We start from the raw sequence: 19,810 nt of genomic DNA on the forward strand, positions 1-19,810 counted from the left end.
TCGCAGTAAGCGCGGCCGCCGTCGCGGCGACCGCGCGTCGCGCCCGTCGTACGCTTACTGGCTCGCCAGCTGGGCCTGGGTATAGAAGCCGTCCTTCACGACGACGTCGACGTTGCGCTTGGTCAACAGCGTCGGCTGCAGCAGCACCGTATCGACCTTCTTCTTGCCGTTGTCGTATTGCGCGTTGAACGCGGGCTTCGTGCCCTTCGCGAGATCGACCGCGAGCTTAGCGGCTTCGCTCGCGATCAGCTTCAACGGCTTGTAGACGGTCATCGTCTGCGTGCCGGCGATCACGCGCTTGACCGCGGCCAGATCCGCATCCTGCCCGGACACCGGCACCTTGCCGGCCAGATGCTGCGCGGCGAGCGCCTGGATCGCGCCGCCGGCCGTGCCGTCGTTCGATGCGACGATCGCGTCGATCTTGTTGTTGTTCGCGGTCAGTGCGTCCTCGACGATCCGCAGCGCGGTCGACGCGCTCCATTCGGGCACCCACTGCTGGCCGACGACCTTGATGTCGCCGCGGTCGATCGCGGGCTTGAGCACCTTCAGTTGTCCTTCGCGCAGCATCTTCGCGTTGTTGTCGGTCGGCGCGCCGCCCAGCAGGAAATAATTGCCCTTCGGCTTCGCGTCGAACACGCCCTGCGCCTGCAGCTCGCCGACCTTCTCGTTGTCGAACGAGATATAGGCGTCGACGTCCGCGTCGAGGATCAGGCGATCGTACGACACGACCTTGATGCCGGCCTTGCGCGCTTCGGCGACGACGTTGCCGAGCGTCTTCGAGTTGAACGGCACGATCACGATCACGTCGACGCCGCGCGAGATCAGGTTCTCGATCTGCGAAATCTGCCGCTCCTCGCTTGCATCGGCCGACTGCACCGACACCTTCGCGCCGAGCTTCGTCGCGGCCGCGACGAAATAGTCGCGATCGCGCGACCAGCGCTCGACGCGCAGGTCGTCGATGCAGAAGCCGATCTCGGGCTTGTCCTTGCTCGCGTGCGCGAGCGGCGTGCCCAGCGCGAGCATTGCCAGCGCGGCGGCGCCGGCAAGCGAACTCAATACGGTACGACGCGTCACGGATTTCATGTCTCCACTCCTTGTTATGGAACCACCTCACGAACCGCGGGCGGCCGCCGGATTGCACCGCCCGCATCGAGTCACGGCAACGTGCGTCACGCGCCCGTCGCAAACACCGGTTCGAGCGCACGATACAGCGCGCGAAACGTCGGCCGCCGCACGTCGCGATACCACGCGTGCCGCGCGGGATCGGGCTCGCGCACCGCGACGACCGGCGGTTGCGGACACACGTCGGCAAGCGCCGCATCCGGTTCGAGCGCGAGATGCGCGAGGCGCGCGGCGCCGAGCGCCGGCCCCACCTCGCCGCCCGCGCGCAGCGTCAGCGCACGGCCGCTCAGGTCCGCGAGCATCTGCGTCCAGTACGCACTGCGCGAGCCGCCGCCGATCACGGTGATGCCGTCGGGCGCGAGCCCGGCCGCATGCAGCGCGTCGATGCCGTCGAGCAGCGCGAAGCCGACGCCTTCGAGCGTCGCGTTCGCGAGATCCGCGCGCCGCGTGTCGGGCGTGAGCCCATAAAACACGCCCTTCGCGTTCACGTCGTTGTGCGGCGTGCGCTCGCCGCTCAGGTACGGCAGGAACCACGGCCGGCTCGCGCGTGCGTTCGTTTCCGCATCGTCGAGCAGCGCCGCGACGCCGTCGTAACCGGCCAGTTGCGCGGTGAAGTCGACGCAGCCGGCCGCGTTCAGCATCACGGACATCAGGTGCCACGTGCCCGGCAGCGCATGACAGAAGCTGTGCACCGCCGATTCGGGATTCGCGCGGAACCCGTCCGACACCGCGAAATACACGCCCGACGTGCCGAGCGACAGCAGCGCGTCGCCGGGCCGCACGATCCCGACGCCTACCGCGCCGGCCGCGTTGTCGCCGCCGCCGGCCACCACCGGGATCTCGCGCAGGCCGAGCGCCCGTGCGACGGCCGGCAGCAGCGTGCCGGTGATGCGATTGCCCTCGAATACGGCCGGCATCTGCGCGCGCGACAGCCCGCAGGCGGCGAGCAACGTGTCGTCGTAGTCGCGCTTCGCGACGTCGAGCCACAGCGTGCCGGCGGCGTCCGACGGATCGGTCGCGAACGCGCCGGTCAGCCGGTAGCGCAGATAATCCTTCGGCAGCAGCACGTAGGCGATGCGCGCGAACACGTCGGGCTCGTGACGACGCACCCACAGCAGCTTGGGCGCCGTGAAGCCCGGCATCGCGATGTTGCCGGCCACCGTGCGCAGCGCGGGCGCGAGCCGTTCGAGTTCCTCGCACTCGGCATCCGCGCGGCCGTCGTTCCACAAGATCGCGGGGCGCAGCACGTCGCCGTGGGCATCGAGCAGCGTCGCGCCGTGCATCTGTCCGGTCAGGCCGAGTGCATCGATGTCGCGCGGGTCGATGCCGGCAGTGCGCGCATCCGACACGAGTGCGGCGAGCGCGCCGCATGCGGCGTCCCACCAGTCGCGCGGCGCCTGCTCGGACCAGCGCGGCTGCGGCCGGCTCACCGCGAGCGGTCGGCTCGCGCTCGCGCGCACCGCGCCGTCGCGGTCGAGCAGCACCGCCTTCACGCCCGACGTGCCGAGATCGAGTCCGATGTACATGGCGTCAGCGCAGCCCGTAGATCGCCTGGTTCACGATGTTCTCGAGCCGCTCCTGCGCACCGCTTGCATGCCGCGGGTCCACGCCCCGCGCGAGCGCGTCGGCCGCCAGCGACTCCAGCGTATAGCCGCCCGACAGGATCTTGCGGCCGAACTCGCTGTCCCACTGCGCGTAGCGCTGCCGGCGCAGTGCGTCGAGCCGGTCGTTCTCGACCAGCACCGCCGCGCGTTCGAGCGCGAGCGCGAGCACGTCGATCGCGCCGACGTGGCCGTAGAACAGGTCTTCCGGATCGATGCTCTGGCGCCGCACCTTGGCGTCGAAGTTCATCCCGCCGGTCGTGAAGCCCCCGTGGCGCAGAATCTCGTAGAACGCGAGCGTCAGTTCCTCGACGCTGTTCGGGAACTGGTCGGTGTCCCAGCCGTTCTGCGGATCGCCGCGGTTCGCGTCGACGCTGCCGAACACGCCGAGCGCGAATGCGTTCGCGATCTCGTGATGGAACGAATGGCCCGCGAGCGTCGCGTGATTCGCCTCGATGTTCACGCGGATTTCGTTCTGCAGCCCGTACTGCACGAGGAAGCCGTGCACCGTCGCCACGTCGTAGTCGTACTGATGCTTGGTCGGCTCCTGCGGCTTCGGCTCGATCAGCAGCGCGCCCTTGAAGCCGATCCGGTGCTTGTGCTCGACGACCATCGACAGGAAGCGGGCGAACTGGTCGCGCTCGCGCTTCAGGTCGGTATTGAGCAGCGTCTCGTAGCCTTCCCGTCCGCCCCACAGCACGTAGTTCTCGCCGCCGAGCCGGTGGGTCGCGTCGAGCGCATGGCGCACCTGGGTCGCGGCCCACGCGAACACGTCGGGGTTCGGGTTCGTCGCGGCGCCGGCCGCGAAGCGCGGGTGCGAAAACAGGTTCGCGGTCCCCCACAACAGCCGCACGCCGGTTGCCTGCTGACGCTCGGCGAGATAGTCGACCATCCGCGCGAAATTGGCCGCGTATTCGCGCAGGCTGTCGCCTTCCGGCGCGACGTCGGTGTCATGGAACGTATAGAACGGCGTGCCGAGCTTCGTGAAGAACTCGAATGCGGCGTCGGCCTTCATCCGCGCGCGTTCGAGCGCGTCGCCGGGCTGTTGCCAAGGCCGTTGAAACGCGCCCTGCCCGAAGATGTCGTGACCCGGCCACACGAACGTGTGCCAGTAGCAGACCGCGATGCGCAGATGCTCGGCGAGCGTCTTGCCCAGCACGCGTCGCTCGGGGTCGTAATGGTGATAGGCGAGCGGGTTGTCCGACTGCGGCCCTTCGTAGCGAATTGCGGGAATGTGTTCGAAATACGACATGGCGTCTCCGTGCAGGTTCTTGTTGCAGCGCAACGCACGTCGGGACGACGCACGCGGCCGAATTCGTTGGCTGGATCGTGCCCGCACGCCTGCCGGCCGGCAATTGCGAAATTGCGCAGCACGCTTGATGTTTCTTGCCAGCCGCGTTCGCGCGGCGCACGTTCCGTCCTACAATCGCCGTACACCAAACCACCGCGCGCCGCCCCCGCGATCGCGCCCCGGAGACAACGGCACGGCGCCCCGATGCGCTCACCCGACACCGAGATGACACGCGCCCCATCCGCCCAGACACCGCACCGCATCGCGCTGCTGTTCAACGCGAACAAGGTCTACGACCGCGAGATCATCAGCGGCATCGGCCAGTATCTGCACACGACGCGCGTCGTGTGGGACCTGTTCCTCGAAGACGATTTCCGCTGCCGGCTCACCGGGATCGAGCGTTTCGACGGCGACGGCATCATCGCGGACTTCGACGACCCCGCCGTCGCCGACGCGCTCGCCGGTTCGCCGCTGCCGATCGTCGCGATCGGATCGTCGTACGAGGATCCGGCGCAATACCCGGAAGGCGTCCCATATATTGCGACGGACAACCCGAAGCTCGTGTCGCTCGCCTACACGCACCTGATCGGGGCGGGACTCGCACATTTCGCGATGTACAGCCTGCCGGTCGCGCAGGAGAACCGCTGGGCGCAGCAGCGCGAACTGGCGTTCGACCGGCTCGCGCGTGCGGATGGGCTCGACGCGCCGATCTACCGCGGGCTGTCGACGAGCGCGTCGGGCTGGAATCACGCGATCGAACAACTGGTCGGCTGGCTGCATGCGCTGCCGAAGCCGGTCGGCGTGATCGCGGTAACCGACGCGCGTGCGCGGCACCTGCTGCAGGCGTGCCTGATCGCCGGCATCGCGGTGCCGGAACAGGTGGCGATCATCGGTATCGACAACGATCCGCTCACGCGCACGCTGACGCGCATTCCGTTGTCGTCGGTGATCCAGGGCACCGAGGAAATGGGCCGCACCGCCGCGCACCTGCTGCACCGGATGCTGCGCGGCGCGCGCTTTCCCGGGCAGCGCATTCTCGTGCCGCCGGTCGGCATCAACGTGCTCGAATCGACACGCCATCAGCCGCTCGCGAGCCCGCACGTGATGCGTGCCCGGCATTTCATTCGCCAGTACGCGTGCCAGGGCATCAAGACCGAACAGGTCGCCGACTATGTCGGCGTATCGCGCTCGCTGCTCGAGGAGCACTTCCGGCGCGAACTGCAGCGCACCGTGCACCAGGAGATCCTGCGCCACAAGCTCGAAGCCGCGCAGGCGCTGCTCGCCGGCCGGCAGGCGTCGAGTGCCGAAGTCGCGATCCGTTGCGGGTTCACGTCGCTTCAGTACATGTACGCGGTATTCAGGCGCGAACTCGGCTGCACGCCGCGCGAATATCAGGAACGCGCGGCCGCCACGAACTGACGCCCGCCGCCCATCCGACATCCACTCATGCATATCGATACCGATTCCTCATACCTGACGCCCGGCGTGGCGCGCGTGCATGCCGAGCCGTGGGGCGCGTTGCCCGACGGCGAGCCCGTGCGGCGCTATACGCTGCGCAACGCGCACGGGATGCGCGTCGTCGTCAGCGACCTCGGCGCGACCGTCGTGTCGTGGCTCGCGCCCGACCGCACGGGGCGCTTTGCCGATATCGTGCTCGCGCACGACACGCCGGCCGAGTACCTCGAATCCGGGGTCTATCTCGGCGCGACGATCGGCCGATGGGCGAACCGGATCGCCGGCGCGCGCTTCACGCTCGACGGCGTCGACTACCTGCTCGACCGCAACGAGAACGGCAACCTGCTGCACGGCGGCGCGAACGGTTTTCATCGCGCGCGGTGGGACGTGCTCGACGATAGCGGCGGGCTGACGCTGCGGCTCGATTCGCCCGAAGGCGACGCGGGATTCCCCGGCAACGTGAGCGTGCAGGTTCGCTACACGCTCGACGACGACGGCACGCTGACGATCGACTATACGGGGTGGACCGATGCGCCGACGCCGCTGAACCTGACGAATCACAGCTACTTCAACCTGAACGGGCGCGCAGGCAGCGACGTGCGCGGCCATCTGCTGCACATCGACGCCGACGCGTTCCTCGAAGTGGACGATGCGCTGATCCCGATCGGGACGGCCGACGTGACGGGCACGGCGTTCGATTTCCGGCAAAGCGCGCCGCTCGGCGCGCGCCTCGACTGGCCGCATGCGCAACTGGCGCGCGCACGCGGCTTCGATCACTGCTTCGTCGTGGGCAACGGCGCACGCGAGGTCCGGCCCGTCGCACGGGTCTACGATCCGGAGAGCGGCCGCGAGTTGATCGTGTCGACCGATCAGCGCGGCCTCCAGCTCTATACGGGCAACTACCTCGACGACGTGCGCGTGAGCGGCGGCACGCGGTGCGCACGACACGCAGCGCTGTGCGTCGAGGCGGGCGGCTTTCCAGATCAGGTCAACATGGACGGCCTGCGCGACGAAGCGATCGTGCGTCCGGGCGACGTCTATCGGCAAACCACCCGGTATCGGGTGGGGGTTCAGGCATAGGGCGCGCACGGAACGCGCGAGCCGCGTCGTCGCGCGTCAGGCGGCGTCGGCGTCGCGCCGGGCGACTACCGCTCCGCCACGGCATGCGGGCCATCGTGGCGGCTGATCGCCCCTCCGGTTCGCATCATCTCGATGCCGATCGGGCGACAGCCCCGTGGTTGCCTAATCGCGCTGGGCCAGGGCAGCGGAAAAGAAATCGGTCACCATGCGCACGCGTGCCGGCACATACCGGCGTTTCGGCCAGACGAGACTGATGTCTCTCGCTTCTTTCAAAAATTCGTCGAGAACGGTGACGATGCCGGCATGCTCGAGTTCGTCGGTAAGCGAAGCCCGAGTGAAGAGGCCGATTCCGACACCCGCCAGCACGCCCGCCCGAATCGTTTCGACGCTGTTCGACGACAAGTTGCCGCGAACGGTCACGCTGAAGTCGCCGGCGGGGCCGACGAACGGCCAGTTGGCGGCCGATTCCGAAAGGCCACCATACAGAAGGCAATTGTGATCGACGAGTTCATCAGGCGTCTTCGGAATGCCATGGCGCTCGAAATAGTCCCGGGAGCCGACGCAAACGAGGCGCGTGCTTGCCACGCGTTTGACGACAGCGTCGGCATCGTCGACTCGGCCGACTCGAATGGCGAGATCGATGCGATCTTCCACCATGTCCCGCACGAAGTCCGAGAGAACGAGATCGACCCGAAGCCCGGGATTCGATGCCAGCAAGTCCGGGATCAGCGGAAGAACGTGCAGGCGGCCAAAGGTCGAAGGCGTCGCGATCCTGACCAGGCCCGTGACATCGAGCGTACTGCTCGTCATCTCACTGTCGGCTTCGTCGAACTCGTCGACGAGCGGCTTCATGCGATCGTAATAGCGCTGCCCCTGATCCGTCAGCGTGACACTCCGAGTGCTGCGGTTCAGCAGCATGACGCCGAGGCGTTTCTCGAGCGAACCGACCGCCTTGCTGACGGCCGACTGCGAGTGGCCGGTTCTACGCGCCGCAGCCGAGAATCCGCCTGCGTCGACAACGGCGATGAAGGCGCCGACTTCGTCCAATCGATCCATTGCAGCCCCTGGCGAAACCGCTCGTTTCCGCGCACGGATCGCTCACGTTGAAGTGCGAGCGATTCTAGCAAGGAATAGCGCTTATGAAGATTCGCCCGATTATCATTCGCGGCGCAGACCGTTACGCTTTCTTCCGTCACCCCCAATACACGGAAGATTCCAATGACTTCTCTGGTAGGCAAGGTCGCCGTCGTCAGCGGCGGCACAACCGGTATCGGTCTCGCGATCGCGCAGCGCTATGTGGCCGAAGGTGCGCACGTATTCATTTTCGGGCGCCGGCAGGGCCAACTCGACGCGGCCGTCGAGCGGATCGGACGCAATGTCACGGCCATCCAGGCCGACGCGGCGAATCTCGACGATCTCGAACGCGTCGCGTCGGCGGTCAGGGCCGACAAGGGCGCGATCGACATCGTCGTGTCGAATGCGGCGTTGGTCGAGCAGGCGTCGATCGATACCCTGACCCCGGAACATTTCGACCGGACGTTCGACCTCAACGCCCGTGCTCCCGTCTTTCTGGTGCAGAAGCTCCTGCCGCTCATGACGAATGGCGGATCGATCATTCTGGTTTCGTCGGCCATGCACGTGATGGGCATTCCGGGTCACACAGCCTACGCGGCGACGAAAGCGGCCTTGCGTTCGTACGCGCGCACCTGGGCCGCCGAGTTCAAGAATCGCGGCATTCGGGTCAACACGCTGAGCCCGGGCGTCACCGACACGCCGATGCTCGACTCGCAGGTAACGAATGCGCAGGAGCGTCAGTCCCTCGTCGACATGTACCTGAACATGATCCCCATCGGCCGGCTCGCGCAGCCCGAGGAGATGGCGAACGCGGCCGTGTTCCTTGCATCCGATCAAAGCGTGTACATGACAGGCGCGGACCTGATGATCGACGGCGGCGTCGGTCAGGTTTGAGGCTCACCGGCATCGCGCGGCCGTCGACCGCGCGCTGCCGGCGTCCAACCGCCGACGCTCAATTCCACGCATGGCGCGCCGGGCGCACGCCGTTCAAGTAGTAGTTGCCGACGAGGTGATATTTCCAGCGCACCGGATCGTGCAGCGTATGTGTGCGCGCGTTGCGCCAATGCCGGTCGAGATTGTGCTCGGCGAGCGTCGACTGCGTGCCGGCCAGCTCGAACAGCTTCTCGCCGGCGAGCAGCGCGACCTCGGTCGTCAGCACCTTCGCTTCGCCGACCGCGACGGACGCGCGCGCGACATCGTCTTCGGTCACGTCGCCCTTTGCCGCGATCTCGTCGAGCGTGCGCGCCGCACGCTCGAGCAACGCGTCGGCCGCATGCAGCTGGATGTGCAGACGGCCGATTTCGCGAATCGTCAGCGGGTCGTCCGCTGCCCGCTCGACGCCGCTGTCGACCCACGGCCGCGTGCGGGTTCGCACGAACGCGAGCGTATCGTCGATGGCCGCCTTCGCGATACCCGCGTCGATCGCCGCCTGGATGATCTGCGACAGCGGACCGTTGAGCGTCGGCACGTCCGACACGCGCTGCGCGGGCAGCACGTGCGATGCCGGGATGCGCACCGCGTCGAGCACGACCGTGCCGCTCGCGGTCGTGCGCTGCCCGAATCCCGACCAGTCGTCGATCACGGTCAACCCCGGCGTCGGTTGCGGCACGTACGCGAGCCATGCCTGGCGCGCGTCGTCGAGCCCGAGCACCGGCACGTAATGCGCGAACAGCGCACCGGTCGAATAGAACTTCGTGCCGTCGACGACGTAGTCGTCGCCGTCGCGGCGCACGCGCGTCTTCAGGTCGAGCACGTGCTTCGTGCCCTTCTCCGAGAACCCGTTGCCGAACCGCTTGCCGCTCAGCACCTCGGCGAAGAAATGACGTTTCTGCGCGTCGGTGCCGACGAGCGCGATCACGTCGACCAGCCCGAAATGATTCTGCGGAAGCTGCCCGAGCGACGCATCGGCCGCGGCGACGATCTTGATCACCTCGGTGAGCGTCACATGCGATACGCCCGCGCCGCCGTATGCCTTGGGCACCGTGATCGCCCACAGCCCCGACTGCGAAAACCATTCGATTTCCTCGCGCGGCAGGCGACGCTCGCGATCGCGCTCGGCGGCCCCTTGCGCCAGGCGTTGCGCCAGCGCATGCGCGACTGCAAGCGCTTGCGCGTCGTCTGCGATCACGTTCGCCGCCCGCGGTGGCACGTCGGCCGGCCGCTCCTGAATCGTCGCGCTCGTGTCTGACATCGGTCTCTCCTGTCGAATGGCGAAAGCATTCAATCTAGCAGCGCCGTGCATGCCGGAAAACCGAGCGATTCTCGAAACGATATTCCTTGGGAGAACAAACGACGTCGAACCTGATGCAGGCGAACCGGCGTTTGGACGTCGCAACGGACGCGAGAACGTCGATGCGCGCTCATTCGATCGCGGTTGCAGCCCCGGTAATACGCAGCGACGATAACGATCCGAGAATCCGTTATTGGAGCGCCCGCGTCGCGCTTCCTATACTGGGCTCCCGGCGCACACGGCCCGTCTTTCGAGGAATACCGCATGACTTCGTCGCACGCAGCCCCCGACCTTTCCACCGGTACCGACTACGATGCGCTCGCGAGCCGGTTCCGGCCGATCTTCGCGCGCATCGCCGCCGGCACCGCCGAGCGCGAACGCCGCCGCGAACTGCCGCACGAGGCGATCGGCTGGCTGAAATCGGCGGGCTTCGGCGCGATACGGCTGCCGGCGAGCGCCGGCGGCGCCGGCGCGTCGCTGCCGCAGTTGTTCCGTTTGCTGACCGAGCTGGCCGCCGCCGATTCCAATTTGCCGCAGGCGTTGCGTGGGCACTTCGCGTTCGTCGAGGACTGGCTGAACGCGCCGGACGGGCCGCAACGCATGACCTGGCTCGACCGCTTCGCGAGCGGCCAGCTCGTCGGCAACGCGTGGTCGGAAGCCGGCGACGTCCCGCTCGGCCAGACCGTCACGAAGGTGTCGGAGCGAGACGGCCGGCTCGTGCTGAACGGCCGCAAGTTCTACAGCACGGGCAGCCTGTTCGCCGACTGGATCGACGTGTTCGCGCAGCGCGCGCACGACGGCAGCGACGTGATCGTCGCCGTGTCGACCGCGCAGCCGGGCGTGATCCGCGAGGACGACTGGGACGGTTTCGGCCAGACCACCACCGGCAGCGGTACGACGCGTTTCGAGGATGCGGCGGTCGATGCGGAGAACGTGATCGATTTCGCACGCCGCTTCAAGTATCAGACCGCGTTCTACCAGTTGTTCCATGTCGCGACGCTCGCCGGCATCGGCCACGCGATCGTGCGCGACGCGGGCGAACTCGTGCGCAACCGCACGCGCGTGTACAGCCACGGTAATGCGCAGCGCGCCGGCGACGATGCACAGCTGCAGCAGGTGATCGGCGAGATCGCGTCATGGGCGTACGCGGCCGACGCGCTCACGCTGCGTGCCGCGCAACCGCTTCAGCAGGCGTACGAAGCGCGCTTCGGCGGCGACGAAGCGGCCGAGCAGGCCGCGAACGTCGCGGCCGAAATCGAATCCGCGCAGAGCCAGCTCGTCGTGTCCGAACTCGTGCTGCGCGCGGCGACGCGCCTGTTCGACGCGCTCGGCGCGTCCGCGACCCGCAGCACGACCGCGCTCGATCGCCACTGGCGCAACGCGCGCACCGTGTCGTCGCACAATCCGCTCGTCTACAAGGCGCGCATCGTCGGCGACTGGATCATCAACGGCCGCACGCCGCCGTTCGTCTGGCGCGTCGGCAACGGTGCGGGCGCAGGCGCGGAAACGGGAGCCGCGCAATGAGCAAGACGATCCGCTTCAACGCGTTCGAGATGAACTGCGTGGGCCATCAGTCGCCCGGCCTGTGGGCGCATCCGCGCGACCGCTCGTGGCAATACAAGGATCTCGACTACTGGACCGACCTCGCCCGCGTGCTCGAGCGCGGGATCTTCGACGCGATCTTCATCGCGGACGTAATCGGCTACTACGACGTGTACAAGGGCAGCAACTATCACGCGCTGCACCAGGCCGCGCAGATCCCCGTCAACGATCCGCTGCAACTGGCCGCGCCGATCGCGATGGCGACCGAGCATCTCGGCATCGGCATCACCGCGTCGACGACGTTCGAGCACCCGTACACGTTCGCGCGCCGGCTGTCGACCGCCGACCATCACACGAAGGGCCGGCTCGCATGGAACATCGTCACGTCGTACCTGGAGAGCGGCGCGAAGAACGTCGGCGATCGCGGGCTGCGCACGCACGACGACCGCTATGCAGTCGCGGCCGAGTACGTCGAGGTGCTGTACAAGCTGTTCGAAGGAAGCTGGGAGGACGGCGCGGTGGTGCGCGATCGCGACGGCCGTGTGTTCACGCATCCCGAGAAAGTGCACGAGATCGGCCACAAGGGCCGCTTCTTCGACGTGCCCGGCTATCACCTGTGCGAGCCGTCGCCGCAACGCACGCCGGTGCTGTTCCAGGCCGGCGCGTCGGGCCCCGGCAAGGCGTTCGCCGCGCAGCACGCCGAATGCGTGTTCGTCGCCGCGCCCACCCGCGACCAGCTCGCGCGCTACGTGGCCGACGTGCGCGCGCAGGCCGCCGCCGCCGGACGCGACCCGGCGAAGGTGCTGATCTACAACCTCGTCACGGTGATCGTCGACGAGACCGACGAGCGGGCGCAGGCCAAGTTCGACGAGTATCGGCGCTACGTGTCGTACGACGGCTCGCTGGTGTTCATGTCGGGCTGGACCGGCATCGACTTCGGCCAGTACGCGCCGACCGATCCCGTCAGGCGCGTCGAAACGAATGCGATCGTGTCGGCGGTCGAGCACTTGTCGGGCGGCGACACCGCGTGGACGATCGAGGCGTTGGCCGCCTGGGGCGGCATCGGCGGGATGGGCCCGGTGTTCGTCGGATCGGCGGCGACCGTCGCGGACATCCTGCAGGAATGGGTGGCCGCGACCGACGTGGACGGCTTCAATCTCGCGTATGCGGTCGCGCATGAAACCTTCGAGGACGTCGTACACCATCTCGTGCCCGAGCTTCAGCGCCGCGGCGTGTATCCGGCCGCGTATGCGCCGGGCACGCTGCGCGAAAAACTCTTCGGCGGCTCGGCGCGACTGCCCGACGAGCATCCGGCCGCGCGGTATCGCGACATCGAACAAGTCAAGCGCGAGGCTGAGCGGGAAACGGTCGGCGCGTAACCGCAATACGTCGAGGCCGGTCCGTCCGCATTTACGCGGATACCGGCCTCAGCGCAAACGGCTTCGTGCAGTCCGACGAAGCCGTTCGTGTTCGGCGGGGAACGCGAGCGTCCCCCATCGGCGCTCACGCGACGCTTTCGTCGTCGATGTCGTGCACCGTCGGTTCGTACCGCACGATCAGCAGAAACACGATCGGCGTGACCGCACTGACCGCGACGACCCAGAACATGTCGGTGCCGAGCCGGGCCTGAAGGATCGGCAGCACGAACAGCGCGAGCGCCTGACCGATGCCGCACAGCGACCGCCCGAAGCCGACGCCGGTGCCGCGGATCGCGGCCGGATATGACAGCGTCGGATAGATCATCATCTGCGCACCCGGCCCAAAACCTTCCGCGAACAGCCACGTACCGAGCATCAGCAGCACGACGCCCACCGCCAATGCGCCGTGCGGATGCCCTGCGAGCGCCAGCGCGACGAGCGCGACCGTTTGCAACGCAAACCCCGCGATCGCGACATGACGCGACGGATAGCGATACGCGAGACGCATGCCGAGCAAGCCGCCGGTGAACGCGAACAGCACGTTCAACGCCAGCGATGCGGCGATCGTCTCGAACACGCCCGCCCCCAGAAATTGCGACAGGATCGACGGCAGGAAGAACGCGATCGCCGTGTATTCGAACGGGATGCACAGGTTCATCACGCTGGCGACGATCGTGCGCCCCAGATACGGCCGCTGGAACAGCACGCGAATCCGCACGGGCGGCGGGCTCGGTTCGCGTCGCGCGTCGTCCGCTTCGTGCGCGTGAATGCCGTACGACTCGCGCAGGATGCGCGCGGCATTGGCCAGATCGCCCTGATTCGCCGCCCACAGCGGCGATTCGTTCATGAAGCGGTTGCGGAACAGGATGATCACGAGCGCCGGCACCGCGCCGAAGATCAGCGATGCGCGCCACAGCCACCCCGCATGCTCGGCCGGCAGCAGGAAATACAGGCCGAAGATCAGCAGGAAACACACGGACGACGCGACGTACCACATCGGGCACCATGCAGCGAGCCGGGACGCCTTGTTGCCGCGGCCGTTGAACTTCGAGAATTCCGCGAGGAACGCCATCGCGACGGGCAGGTCGATGCCGACGCCGAGCCCCATCACGAAACGCGCGGCGATCAGCACCCAGACGTTCGGTGCGAGCCCCGCCGCGATCGCCGCGACCACGAAGAACAGCATGTCGGCCATGAATACCTGATAGCGGCCGATCCGGTCGGTCAGCCAGCCGCCGATCAGGCTGCCGAAGATCGTGCCGATCATGATCGCCGACCCGACCAGCCCGGTCAGCGCGGGCGTCAGCCCGAATTCACGCGCCACGTCGTCGATGCCGTACGACAGCGTCGTCAGGTCGTACGCATCGAGAAACACGCCGCCGAGCGCCAGCAGCACGATCATCCGCGCATGGCTGACCGAACTGTCCACGGTGTTGATCAAGCGCGCGACGTCGCTGGCCGAGCGGATGGGGGAAGAAACCGGCGTGACCGGGCTCAGATCGATCGAACTCATCGGATTCCTTAGTTTGATGCCGAATGCACGGCAAGGTCGTCGTGAAGCCGGGAACCGGTCAGGTGCCTGCGCGACCAGCGCGGCGTCGAGCGAATGCGGCCGTGCGATCGCCGGGTTCCGGCAGCGGAAATTCTGTTCCTCCGCTCCGGCAATCCCAAGCGATATAAAGCGATAAATTAATCGGCGTGCGTCATAAAGTTGCGCGGGGCACGCTTATCAGCAACGTGCATGTTCAATCGCGGATTTCTTCGTTAACGGATCGCCTGCGCTTCGTTACATTAGCCCTCTTCCCAGCCTGTTCGCGGCGCATTGCCGCTCTTCCGGAGAATCCCCGATGAAGCCGTTCTGGTCCCGCGTGTGGCAATCCGCGGCCCTCGTCGTTGCCGCGCTTGCCGGCCTCGCGTCGATGCACGCGCACGCGGCGACGCCCGCCGAAATCCGCGTCGACTATGCGTATTACTCGCCCGAGAGTCTCGTGATCCGCCACTTCGGCTGGCTCGACGACGAGTTCAAGGCCGACGGTACGGCGATTCGCTGGGTGCTGAGCCTCGGCAGCAATCGCGCGCTCGAATACCTGAACAGCGGCGCGGTCGATTTCGGCTCGGCCGCGGGGCTCGCGTCGGTGCTCGCGCGGGCGAACGGCAACCCGATCCACACCGTCTACGTGTTCTCGCGCCCGGAATGGACGGCGCTCGTGGTGCGCAAGGATTCGCCGATCCGTTCGCTCGCCGATCTGAAGGGCAAGAAGATCGCCGCGACGCGCGGCACCGATCCGTTCCTGTTCACGCTGCGCGCGCTGCACACGGTCGGGCTGACGCGCGACGACGTCGAGATCGTCAACCTGCAGCATCCGGACGGCCGCGCCGCGCTCGCGAACGGGCAGGTCGATGCATGGGCCGGGCTCGATCCGCACATGGCCGCCGCCCAGCTCGACGACGGCGCGCGCCTGCTGTATCGCAACGTCGCGTTCAACACGTACGGGTTCCTGAATGTTCGCGATGCGTTCGCCAGCCAGTATCCGCAGGCGGTGACGCGCGTGCTGAAGGTCTACGACCGCGCGCGCCAGTGGATCGTCGCGCATCCGGCCGAGACCGCGCAGATCGTCGCCGATCAATCGAAGGTGTCGCTGCCGGTCGCGAAGCTGCAGCTTCAGCGCAACGACTTCGGCGACCCGGTGCCGGGCGACACGCAGCGCGCGGCGCTGAAGGCCGCGGTGCCGGTGCTGACGGCCGAGCAGTTGACCAAGCCGGGCGTCGATCCCGCGAAGATCGTCGATGCGCTGATCGATCCGTCGTTCGCGCGCCCGATCGTCGCGGCGTCGCATTGAGCATGCCCCCGGTGACGAACACCGCCGCGCGCGGCGATGCGCGCGCGGCGCACCCGCCCGCTTCGCGGCCTCGTACGGCCCGGCGCGACCCGCTGCGCCCATGGCGTATCGCGGGCCTCGCGCTGCCGTTCGTCGCACTCGTGCTGCTGGAGTGCGTGGTGCGGCGCGGCTGGCTGCCGGATCATCTCGTGCCGGCGCCGAGCGAGATTCTCGATACGCTCGCACGGATGGGCGCTACGCGGCTCGCCCGTCACGTCGGTGCGAGCACGCTGCGCGTCGCGGCCGGGTTTGCGGCCGGCGCCGGGCTCGCGCTCGTCGTCGGCGCGGCGATGGGCCTGAGCCGCCGGATCGACGCGCTGTTCGAACCGACGTTCCAGGCGCTGCGCGCGATTCCGTCGCTCGCATGGGTGCCGGTACTGCTGCTGTGGCTCGGCATCGACGAAGCACCGAAGATCACGCTGATCGCGATCGGTGCGTTCTTTCCGGTTCATCTCGCGGTGGTCGCCGGCATTCGCGACGTGGACCGCAAGCTCGTCGAGCTCGGCGCCGTATACCGGCTCGGCCCGCTCGCTTTGTTCCGCCGGATACTGCTGCCGGCCGCGCTGCCGCAGATCGTCACCGGCCTGCGGACCGGCCTCAGTCTCGCGTGGATGTTCATGGTCGCCGCGGAGCTGATCGCGGCCACGCGCGGTCTCGGCTTCCTGCTGAGCGACGGCCGCGAGACCGGGCGCCCCGATCTCGTGTTCGGCGCGATCCTGCTGCTCGCGTTGCTCGGCAAGCTGACCGACGGCGCGATGCGCCGCGTCGAGTCGCGCTGGCTCGGCTGGCGCGATGCGTTCGGCGGCGCGTCGCGCGAGGGCGGGCAATGAGCGCCTACCCTTCCGTGCGCCCGACCGCCGGCGTCGCCGCGCCGCTGCTCGACCTGCGGATCGCCCGCAAGCTGTACGGCAGTCGCACGATCCTGGCCGACATCGCGTTGCAGGTCGCGCGGGGCGAGATCGTCTGCGTGGTGGGCCCGAGCGGGTGCGGCAAGAGCACGCTGTTGCGGATCGTCGCGGGCCTCGACCGGGATTTCCGCGGCAGCGTGACGCTCGACGGCAGCGTGCTGGCCGGGCCGTCCGCGCGCGTCGGCGTGATCTTTCAGGAGCCGCGGCTGCTGCCGTGGCTGTCGATGGCGGACAACGTCGGCTTCGCGTCCGGCCCTCGGGGCGGACGCCACCCGAGCGTCGCGCGATTGCTCGACGAAGTCGGCCTGGCCGGCGTCGCTCGGCAACTGCCGGCCACGTTGTCTGGCGGGATGGCGCAGCGCGCCGCGATCGCGCGCGGGCTGTTCGGCGAGCCGGATCTACTGCTGCTCGACGAACCGTTCAGCGCGGTCGACGCGATCACCCGGATGCGCTTGCAGACGCTGCTGCTCGACGTTGTCCAGCGGCACCGGATGGCCGCGATCGTCGTCACGCACGATCTCGACGAAGCGCTGTATCTCGGCGATCGCGTGCTGATGCTCGCACCGAATCCAGGCCGCATCGACGACGAAATCCACGTCGACGTCGCACGGCCGCGCGATCGGCGCGATCCGTCGCTGGCCGCGCAGCGCGTGCGGCTGCTCGATGCGTTCCAGCGCTTTCACGATCGCGCGGCGGGCGACACGGCCGGCATGCCGGCCGCGCCGGCCTGACGTCGCTGGCCCGCGCGACACACGACTTCACGGCGAGGACGCCGATCGGACGAACGCGGCCAGATCGCGATTGAATCGCTCGGCTTCCTCGATGAACGGCGCGTGCCCCGATTCCGCGTACACCTTGCCGACGATGCGTGGATTCAGCTCGGCCGCGCGGGCCAGCGTCGCGTGCGTATCGACCAGCGCGTCGCGGCCGCCGTAGACGAAGAGCAGCGGCACGCGCGCGTTGCCGAGCCCCGTGGCGGCGAACACCGACATCGTCGGGATGGCCTTTTGCATGTCCCACGACGCCATCGCGGCGTTGGCGAGCAAGCGCTCGAACGTGGCGGCAGCCGGCCGACGGTTGAAGCACAGACCGACGAACGTGCGTTCGCCGTCGAGATGCGTCTTCAGGTCCGGCGCATTCATGTCCCGATACACGTCGGGATGATCGACGATCTGGCCCGGCGCAAGCTCGACCACGCCATCGACGTACACCGCGCCCGCGATCGCGCGATCGCCGTATTTGGCGAGGTAGTTCGAGATCACCACGCCGCCGAGCGACCAGCCGACCACGACCGGCTTGCGCGCATGCGCGCCCTCGATGACCGCGGCGAGATCGTCGCCCCAGCGGGTGCCGTCGCGATACGGCTGCGCGCCTGGCGGCTTGTCCGACAGCCCGTGGCCGCGCAGATCGTACGTGATGATGCGGAATCGGCGCAGTTCAGGGCTGTCGACCTGCGCGTCCCAGTTCAGGCGGCTGCCGAGCAGGCCGTGAATCAGGATGACCGGTACGCCGCCGGGGTCGCCGCTTTCCTGAACGGCCAGCTTCACGCCGTCCGTCGACGTGACGGTATAGCTCAGCGGCGCGGCCGCCGCGTCGTACGCCCATGCGAAGGGCGTCGCCCACCAGATCGCGGCAATCAGCCAGCGGATCAGCACTCGGGTATTCACGATTTTTCCTCCAGGCATGAACGGACGCCCAGTCTCAACCCTCACACTGATGTGAGAGTCAAGCGAATCGTGTTAACCTGCTCTCATGAAAAACCCGCCTGCTCCGCCCCCGCTGACCATCGGCAAACTCGCGCAGCTCACCGGCGCGAGCGTGCGCTCGATCCGGCACTACGACGAGCACGGCCTGCTCGCGTCGGTGCGCGCGGCCAACGGCTATCGCCTGTTCCCCGAAAAAGCGGTGACGCAGGTCAAACAGATTCAGCGCATGATCGCGACCGGTTTCACCCTCGACGACATCCGCGGCTTTCCGGACTGCATGCTGCTGATCGACGGCGCGCGTTCGTGCGATCAGGTCACCGACGTCCAGCGCGAACGCCTCGAAGCGATCGACCGCCAGATCGCCGATCTCGAAAAGCGGCGCGCGCGGCTCGTCAAGATGTTGCGGGAGGGCGCGGTGCCGCCGCTCGATTGATCGATGCGCGGTTTCGTCGGCGGCCCGCCTTTTCCCGCCGCGGATACCGGGCCGCCCGCGCGCTTCGGGCACAATACGCACCCTCACCTTTTTGCCCGGGGTCACACACATGCGTGTCATCGTCGTCGGAACGAGCGGATCCGGGAAATCCACCTTCGCCAGCGCGCTGGCAACCGCCGCAGCGTGCCCCTGCATCGAACTCGACCAGCTCTACTGGGGCCCCGGCTGGACCGCCGTGCCGCCCGCGCAGTTCGAGCGGGAGGTACGGGCGGCGACGGCCGGCGACCGATGGATCGCCGACGGCAACTACAGCGCGGTGCGCGACGTGCTGTGGTCGCGCGCCACGCACGTCGTCTGGCTCAACTTCGGGCGATGGACGGTGTTTTCCCGCGTGCTCCGACGCACGATCGGCCGCGGGCTCATGCGCACCGAGCTGTTTCACGGCAACCGGGAATCGCTGCGGATGGCGTTCTGCTCGCGAGACTCGGTGCTGCTGTGGTCGTACACGACATTCGCGAAAAACCGCGTCAAGTTCGCCGGCTTGCGCGACGACCCGAAATACGCGCATCTGCAATGGACGGAGATCACCAGACCGTCGCGTGCCCGCGCGGCCATCGAGACCCTCGCCCGCGCCGGCCGTTGCGATTGAGCGCGGCACGAACCGCGTCGCTTCAATCGTCGAAAGTGCCCTGATATTCCGGCGCGGCATCCGCGCGCGTGTTCAGTTCGAACATCACGCCGCCCGGCGCGCGGCAAAAGAAGCGCGAGCCGCGCCCGTTGTTGAAGACGCCGGTCTCCATCGCGACGCCCTCTTCCTTGAAGCGCGCGAACAGCGCTTGCACGGCATCGAGGCTCGGCAGTTCGAAGCCGACGTGGAAATTGGTCGGCCACGCGGGCACGCCGTCGCCGACGTGATCGATCACAACGTCGAAGCCCGGGCGCTTGAGGATCCAGGATTTTTCCCAGCTTCCCGCGATCGTGAAGCCGAGGTATCGCTCGAAGAATCGGGCGGTCGCCAGTGTGTCGGCGGAAGGAAAGCTCAGGTGGTTGAGTTTCATCGTGGGTGTCGTT

Annotated in this window: 18 protein-coding genes; 10 read left to right on the forward strand and 8 right to left on the reverse strand. The window is 67.7% G+C overall.

What is annotated here, in order from left to right:
• Nucleotides 1-54: 54 nt before the first annotated feature.
• From xylF to xylA, 3 genes are all read right to left on the reverse strand, one after another.
• Nucleotides 55-1,083, reverse strand: coding sequence for a D-xylose ABC transporter substrate-binding protein (gene xylF, locus WS89_RS26125; protein WP_059506261.1), 1,029 nt, complete (start codon nt 1,081-1,083; stop codon nt 55-57).
• 86 nt (nt 1,084-1,169) lie between these two features.
• A complete protein-coding gene (gene xylB / locus WS89_RS26130) occupies nt 1,170-2,648 on the reverse strand; it encodes a xylulokinase (RefSeq protein WP_059794535.1) in 1,479 nt (492 codons plus the stop codon).
• A gap of 4 nt (nt 2,649-2,652) precedes the next feature.
• Nucleotides 2,653-3,975, reverse strand: a complete 1,323-nt coding sequence (xylA, locus tag WS89_RS26135) for a xylose isomerase (RefSeq protein WP_059506318.1) — start codon at nt 3,973-3,975, stop codon at nt 2,653-2,655.
• Between the two features lie 264 nt (nt 3,976-4,239).
• Between xylA and WS89_RS26140 the strand changes: the two genes are divergently transcribed.
• On the forward strand, nt 4,240-5,433 hold the full coding sequence (locus tag WS89_RS26140) for a XylR family transcriptional regulator (protein ID WP_059794635.1): 1,194 nt from the start codon (nt 4,240-4,242) through the stop codon (nt 5,431-5,433).
• A gap of 27 nt (nt 5,434-5,460) precedes the next feature.
• Nucleotides 5,461-6,549 (forward strand): aldose epimerase family protein, encoded by a 1,089-nt coding sequence (locus WS89_RS26145; RefSeq protein ID WP_059506267.1) that lies wholly within the window; start codon nt 5,461-5,463, stop codon nt 6,547-6,549.
• A gap of 162 nt (nt 6,550-6,711) precedes the next feature.
• Here WS89_RS26145 and WS89_RS26150 read toward each other — a convergent pair whose 3' ends face one another.
• Nucleotides 6,712-7,605, reverse strand: a complete 894-nt coding sequence (locus WS89_RS26150) for a LysR family transcriptional regulator (protein ID WP_059506269.1) — start codon at nt 7,603-7,605, stop codon at nt 6,712-6,714.
• Between the two features lie 162 nt (nt 7,606-7,767).
• Here WS89_RS26150 and WS89_RS26155 point away from each other — a divergent pair, with 162 nt between their 5' ends.
• Nucleotides 7,768-8,517: an SDR family NAD(P)-dependent oxidoreductase gene (locus WS89_RS26155; protein WP_059794538.1), complete on the forward strand. Its 750-nt coding sequence runs from the start codon at nt 7,768-7,770 to the stop codon at nt 8,515-8,517.
• 58 nt (nt 8,518-8,575) lie between these two features.
• On the opposite strand, the gene WS89_RS26160 is transcribed toward WS89_RS26155, so the two are convergent.
• Nucleotides 8,576-9,814, reverse strand: a complete 1,239-nt coding sequence (locus WS89_RS26160) for an SfnB family sulfur acquisition oxidoreductase (RefSeq protein WP_059794542.1) — start codon at nt 9,812-9,814, stop codon at nt 8,576-8,578.
• 303 nt (nt 9,815-10,117) lie between these two features.
• On the opposite strand from WS89_RS26160, the gene WS89_RS26165 reads away from it, so the two are divergent.
• Both WS89_RS26165 and WS89_RS26170 read left to right on the forward strand, forming a co-directional pair.
• Nucleotides 10,118-11,377, forward strand: a complete 1,260-nt coding sequence (locus WS89_RS26165; protein WP_059794544.1) for an acyl-CoA dehydrogenase family protein — start codon at nt 10,118-10,120, stop codon at nt 11,375-11,377.
• Complete coding sequence (locus tag WS89_RS26170; RefSeq protein ID WP_059794547.1) at nt 11,374-12,774, forward strand: LLM class flavin-dependent oxidoreductase; 1,401 nt, start codon at nt 11,374-11,376, stop codon at nt 12,772-12,774. The genes WS89_RS26165 and WS89_RS26170 overlap by 4 nt, the downstream gene beginning before the upstream one ends.
• Nucleotides 12,775-12,898: 124 nt before the next feature.
• Here WS89_RS26170 and WS89_RS26175 read toward each other — a convergent pair whose 3' ends face one another.
• Entirely contained in the window at nt 12,899-14,326 is a 1,428-nt protein-coding gene (locus WS89_RS26175; RefSeq protein WP_059794550.1) for an MFS transporter, read from the reverse strand.
• Nucleotides 14,327-14,660: 334 nt separating this feature from the next.
• On the opposite strand from WS89_RS26175, the gene WS89_RS26180 reads away from it, so the two are divergent.
• Genes WS89_RS26180 through WS89_RS26190 form a run of 3 tightly spaced genes read left to right on the forward strand, consistent with a single transcriptional unit; the run spans nt 14,661 to nt 17,331 of the window.
• Nucleotides 14,661-15,653 carry an aliphatic sulfonate ABC transporter substrate-binding protein gene (locus WS89_RS26180; RefSeq protein ID WP_059794553.1) on the forward strand — a complete coding sequence of 331 codons (993 nt, stop codon included), beginning with the start codon at nt 14,661-14,663 and terminating at the stop codon, nt 15,651-15,653.
• A gap of 2 nt (nt 15,654-15,655) precedes the next feature.
• Nucleotides 15,656-16,522 carry an ABC transporter permease gene (locus WS89_RS26185; RefSeq protein WP_059794554.1) on the forward strand — a complete coding sequence of 289 codons (867 nt, stop codon included), beginning with the start codon at nt 15,656-15,658 and terminating at the stop codon, nt 16,520-16,522.
• On the forward strand, nt 16,519-17,331 hold the full coding sequence (locus WS89_RS26190; RefSeq protein WP_059794557.1) for an ABC transporter ATP-binding protein: 813 nt from the start codon (nt 16,519-16,521) through the stop codon (nt 17,329-17,331). Before WS89_RS26185 ends, WS89_RS26190 begins: the two co-directional genes overlap by 4 nt.
• Before the next feature lie 27 nt (nt 17,332-17,358).
• Here the strand turns inward: WS89_RS26190 and WS89_RS26195 are convergent, their stop codons facing one another.
• Complete coding sequence (locus WS89_RS26195; protein ID WP_082741975.1) at nt 17,359-18,267, reverse strand: alpha/beta fold hydrolase; 909 nt, start codon at nt 18,265-18,267, stop codon at nt 17,359-17,361.
• Between the two features lie 85 nt (nt 18,268-18,352).
• On the opposite strand from WS89_RS26195, the gene WS89_RS26200 reads away from it, so the two are divergent.
• Together WS89_RS26200 and WS89_RS26205 are read left to right on the forward strand one after the other, a co-directional pair.
• Nucleotides 18,353-18,739 carry a MerR family transcriptional regulator gene (locus WS89_RS26200; RefSeq protein WP_059794564.1) on the forward strand — a complete coding sequence of 129 codons (387 nt, stop codon included), beginning with the start codon at nt 18,353-18,355 and terminating at the stop codon, nt 18,737-18,739.
• 109 nt (nt 18,740-18,848) lie between these two features.
• Nucleotides 18,849-19,388: a toxin gene (locus WS89_RS26205; protein ID WP_059794566.1), complete on the forward strand. Its 540-nt coding sequence runs from the start codon at nt 18,849-18,851 to the stop codon at nt 19,386-19,388.
• 22 nt (nt 19,389-19,410) lie between these two features.
• Here WS89_RS26205 and WS89_RS26210 read toward each other — a convergent pair whose 3' ends face one another.
• Nucleotides 19,411-19,797, reverse strand: coding sequence for a VOC family protein (locus WS89_RS26210; protein ID WP_059506292.1), 387 nt, complete (start codon nt 19,795-19,797; stop codon nt 19,411-19,413).
• Between the last annotated feature and the right edge of the window lie 13 nt (nt 19,798-19,810).

The sequence above is a fragment of the Burkholderia sp. MSMB1072 genome, assembly GCF_001524725.1.
Taxonomy (GTDB): Bacteria; Pseudomonadota; Gammaproteobacteria; order Burkholderiales; family Burkholderiaceae; genus Burkholderia.

Coding starts and splice junctions, on each gene's coding strand:
- WS89_RS26155 (WP_059794538.1), top strand. CDS start 7,768: ATGACTTCTCTGGTAGGCAAGGTCGCCGTCGTCAGCGGCGGCACAACC.
- WS89_RS26160 (WP_059794542.1), bottom strand. CDS start 9,814: ATGTCAGACACGAGCGCGACGATTCAGGAGCGGCCGGCCGACGTGCCA.
- WS89_RS26140 (WP_059794635.1), top strand. CDS start 4,240: ATGACACGCGCCCCATCCGCCCAGACACCGCACCGCATCGCGCTGCTG.
- WS89_RS26180 (WP_059794553.1), top strand. CDS start 14,661: ATGAAGCCGTTCTGGTCCCGCGTGTGGCAATCCGCGGCCCTCGTCGTT.
- WS89_RS26165 (WP_059794544.1), top strand. CDS start 10,118: ATGACTTCGTCGCACGCAGCCCCCGACCTTTCCACCGGTACCGACTAC.
- xylB (WP_059794535.1), bottom strand. CDS start 2,648: ATGTACATCGGACTCGATCTCGGCACGTCGGGCGTGAAGGCGGTGCTG.
- WS89_RS26210 (WP_059506292.1), bottom strand. CDS start 19,797: ATGAAACTCAACCACCTGAGCTTTCCTTCCGCCGACACACTGGCGACC.
- WS89_RS26205 (WP_059794566.1), top strand. CDS start 18,849: ATGCGTGTCATCGTCGTCGGAACGAGCGGATCCGGGAAATCCACCTTC.
- WS89_RS26145 (WP_059506267.1), top strand. CDS start 5,461: ATGCATATCGATACCGATTCCTCATACCTGACGCCCGGCGTGGCGCGC.
- WS89_RS26190 (WP_059794557.1), top strand. CDS start 16,519: ATGAGCGCCTACCCTTCCGTGCGCCCGACCGCCGGCGTCGCCGCGCCG.
- WS89_RS26200 (WP_059794564.1), top strand. CDS start 18,353: ATGAAAAACCCGCCTGCTCCGCCCCCGCTGACCATCGGCAAACTCGCG.
- WS89_RS26150 (WP_059506269.1), bottom strand. CDS start 7,605: ATGGATCGATTGGACGAAGTCGGCGCCTTCATCGCCGTTGTCGACGCA.
- WS89_RS26185 (WP_059794554.1), top strand. CDS start 15,656: ATGCCCCCGGTGACGAACACCGCCGCGCGCGGCGATGCGCGCGCGGCG.
- WS89_RS26170 (WP_059794547.1), top strand. CDS start 11,374: ATGAGCAAGACGATCCGCTTCAACGCGTTCGAGATGAACTGCGTGGGC.
- xylF (WP_059506261.1), bottom strand. CDS start 1,083: ATGAAATCCGTGACGCGTCGTACCGTATTGAGTTCGCTTGCCGGCGCC.
- WS89_RS26175 (WP_059794550.1), bottom strand. CDS start 14,326: ATGAGTTCGATCGATCTGAGCCCGGTCACGCCGGTTTCTTCCCCCATC.
- xylA (WP_059506318.1), bottom strand. CDS start 3,975: ATGTCGTATTTCGAACACATTCCCGCAATTCGCTACGAAGGGCCGCAG.